The sequence below is a fragment of the uncultured Fretibacterium sp. genome (genome assembly GCF_938030725.1).
Lineage (GTDB): Bacteria > Synergistota > Synergistia > Synergistales > Aminobacteriaceae > Fretibacterium.
On the sequence record NZ_CALHIQ010000144.1, the window covers coordinates 1 to 3496 of the forward strand.

The window sequence follows — 3496 nt, forward strand, 5'->3', positions numbered from 1 at the left end:
TCTTCTCGCTGATCGCGAGGCCGGCGGCGTCGTCCGCCGCGCTGTTGATGCGGAGGCCCGTGGAGAGCTTCTGAATGGACTTCTGGAGCGAACTGCTGGTGCGGTTGACGGTGTTGTAGGCGGAAAGAGCGGGGATGTTGTGCATAACTACCATAGACATACGAATGACCTCCCTGTCCGGGCCGTACGCCCGGTTCGTGAATGTCCGATTCCTCCATGGATACGGACATTTGCCCATGCCGGCACGGCTCCCTGCCTCCGGCTGAGCTTCCTGACGTTCCCGCCCGGCGGCGCCTCTTGCGCTCCGGGCCTGCGCTCTTGCACGCCGCCTCCGTCCCCTCCGGGCGCCCGAACGGGCCGAAGACCTGCGCAAAGCTATTATAGCACGCGGAGGCGGATAAAAGTCAACCGGCAGGGGGGGGAAAACGCAGGCGCCCCCACGCGGGGAGCGCCTGGCCAATCACATCCTTGGGCCTCGCGGTCAGCCTCACGGCTGAGCCCGTCGCAGCGCCTCGACCTCGTCCGGGGAGAGGCCGGTGAAGTCGACGACCTGCTCCAGCGGTACGCCCCGCACCAACATCCGCCGCGCCGTGGAGGCGATGCCCTCATTTCGCCCCAGAGCGATGCCCTCCCTCAGGATCGTCTTCGCCTCGTACTCCAACACCCTGCCTCCCATGATGGACTTCACTCCTTCCCTCACCTTTTTGTGTCGACGGGCTACGTGCTCCAACACCTTACCAGACATCTCCTCGAGCGTCCGCTTCACGTACTCCGTCAACTTCCCGCTCTCCGCCAGCCCCTCAAGCCGATCCCGTATCCCTGCGTACTCCGACAGAAAGTCCCGCAGCAGCCCTTCGTCCCTCTCGTACCTCCCAAGTCGCCTCTCATGCGCAAAAATGTGGAAGGGGATGAGAAACAGCAGTCCCTTGGAGAATATCTCCTCCGGCGTGTACCGCTGGGCCTTCATCGCCGGGATATCGTAGGCCGCAGACCTTCCGCCGGGCAGCTCGATGCGGACCGTCAGCACGTCCGGCGTGGTTGCGCGGCACCGCAGGTACAAGATCGCCGACGCAGGAAAACGCACCGTCAACACGCCATCGTTGACCTCGCCCGCATCCAGCGCAATCTGCGCGTCGTACTCGAACATCCGCACCAGCATCGTGTCGTCCGACGTGCTCTGGCACTCGATGTGGTACTTCTTCAGCGACTTGCCCCGTATCCCGAAGCACGAGTCCGTGATGCGCTCACGTTCCTTGCCGTCCTGACCGTTGATAAAGTGCTGGTTCGGGTAGAGCTCCACCGCCTCGTCCCCGGAGTACGACTCGTGAAATATCTCATTCACCAATGGGATAATGAGGCTCGAACAATCGTTCAGAAGCGTTCGGAACACGTCGTCGTAGGGCGTGTTGACCAGCATCCGCACCATCCCCCCATCCCTTCAGCTCCTGGCCTCATTATAACAAACAAGCCCTCTCGCTCAAAACCGTCCGAAACAGGGGAATACTCGGCGCTTGCCCTGCCTCGCCTGAAAGGGGAGGTGGCCCGAAGGGTGGGAGGGGTCGTTTTTCGGCCCGCCTTCTGTCGGGGAAGTGGGCATATTGAACGGTTTTTGGCGGAAGGTTGCGGCCTTTCCGCCCTTTTTGTACGGTGCGCCGTTGGGTTATAATGCAGGCGGAGAAGTGCAGTCGAGGGTGTGGAGGCGAGAGAGGACGATGGGGACGGAGGAGCTGGAGGGGCGTCCGGCTGGGGAGCCTGGCAGCGGGACGATCTTTGACGACGTGTTTCGGACGATGCTCCAGAAGCTGCCGCGTCTTGTGCCAGCGGTGCTGAACGAGGTGTTTGGGACGGACTATGGTCCGGACGAACGCATGGAGCAGTTCCGCAACGAGCAGATCGGGCCTGGCGGGAGGACGGTGACGGACTCCGTGCTGCAGGTTCGGGACAGGACGTACCACGTGGAGTGCCAGAGCACGCCGGACGGGACGATGGCGGTGCGGATGATCGAGTACGACTTTCGCATCGCGCTGGATGGGGCGCTGAGGGCCGGAGGGAGCTGCGAGATGAGCTTTCCGCACTCCTGCGTGTTGTACCTGCGCCACGGGCGGACCACTCCTGAGGAGCTCAAGGTGAAGGTGAACCTGCCGGACGGGGGCGTGTTCTGGTACAGGACGCCTGTAGTCAAGGTTCAGGAGTACACGCGGGAGAAGATTTTCGAGAAGCGGCTGCTGTTTTTTCTGCCGTACTACGTCATGCGCTACGAGAAGCAGTTCTGTCGGATCGAGGAGGACGAGGGGAGGCTTGCGGAGCTTCGTCAGGAGTTTGAGGCGATCCTGAGGGGGCTGGTGCAGGACGAGGACGAGGAACTTTCGCGAGCGGACCTGATGGAGCTGATCATGAGGGTAGTGGACCACATGCTGGGGACTGAGAGTAGGATACGAAGGGAGGTTCACGAGGTTATGGGCGGACAGGTTCTTGAGCTGTACTCGGAAAGACTGATGCGCGAGGGGCAGGAACTGGGCCGTACTGAGGGCCGTGAGCTGGGCCGCGCGGAGGGCCGCGCGGAGGAACGGGCGAAGATGGAGAGCATCCTGGTGCACGTGAAGGATGAGGGCCGCGATCTTGGCCGCGCGGAGGTTGTGCGGCAGCTCTGTGCGTCGGGCCTCCTGACGCCGGAGCAGATCGCCGGGGTGGTGGGGATGACGCCGGAGGAGGTCCGGGCCCTGCAGAAGCGGTAGCGGAGGGGTTCGGCCAGACGACACGACTTACGGACGCCGACAGGCGGTCGGCGTCGTGTCGGTCGGCTGTGCCGAAAGAGGACAATTTATTGTCGTCTTTCGGCGTTAGCGGGAGATGTTAGACAAATAGGGGCTTCATCAGGTGGCCGAACGAAGTGAGGTGGAGGGGGTTATCTTCCGCTCCTCCGGCCGTTTCCCCGCGCCTCCCGGAACAAATTTGCGGTTTTCTGCAAAAAAGGGTCCCTAGGTCTTGCATTTACCGCGGCGTTGCGTGTATAATTCTATACCAAAGGCGCGGCTTCTCTATCGGCGTCGCTTTGTCTTCTGCCGAACTTCAAAAACGTCCCCGGCGGCCGCGCCCGTGCGACGAACCAAACGCCGTGGGGGCGGAGTCTCTGCCAGAAAGGAGTGTTTGCCGGCGCTGGCGTTCTTTGGTTTTGCGGGCTGGAAACGGCCCTCTGCGCTTACGCCGTGCTGCCTGTAAGGAAGGCGGCGCGGGCGGTGCGGCCCTCGGGCCGCGGCATGTTATCGCAACTAGGGAAGGATAACAGGCAAGATCAGGATTTAAATTTGTCCGTTTGAAAAACGGACGCGCGCTTTGTGGCTTGAATCCTCGGGGCGCTGCACCTGCCCTTGGGATTCGGATTTTGAGAGGAGGAATTTCGGTTGAGTAAGAAACTGAAACTGTTTGGCCTGCTGGCGCTGACCTTGGCGCTGACGGCCGGGGTGGCCTGGGCGGTGGCTATGACCAACGTCATAAC

At 62.0% G+C, this 3496-nt stretch carries 2 protein-coding genes and 1 pseudogene; 1 reads left to right on the forward strand and 2 read right to left on the reverse strand.

Going from position 1 to position 3496, the window contains the following annotated elements:
* Together Q0629_RS08250 and Q0629_RS08255 are read right to left on the reverse strand one after the other, a co-directional pair.
* Nucleotides 1–154, reverse strand: a pseudogene (locus Q0629_RS08250) (flagellin); the annotation flags it as partial.
* 333 nt (nt 155–487) lie between these two features.
* Nucleotides 488–1426, reverse strand: a complete 939-nt coding sequence (locus tag Q0629_RS08255; protein ID WP_298781272.1) for a hypothetical protein — start codon at nt 1424–1426, stop codon at nt 488–490.
* A 229-nt stretch (nt 1427–1655) separates the two neighbouring features.
* Between Q0629_RS08255 and Q0629_RS08260 the strand changes: the two genes are divergently transcribed.
* Nucleotides 1656–2735, forward strand: a complete 1080-nt coding sequence (locus Q0629_RS08260) for a hypothetical protein (protein WP_298781275.1) — start codon at nt 1656–1658, stop codon at nt 2733–2735.
* Nucleotides 2736–3496 lie beyond the last annotated feature (761 nt).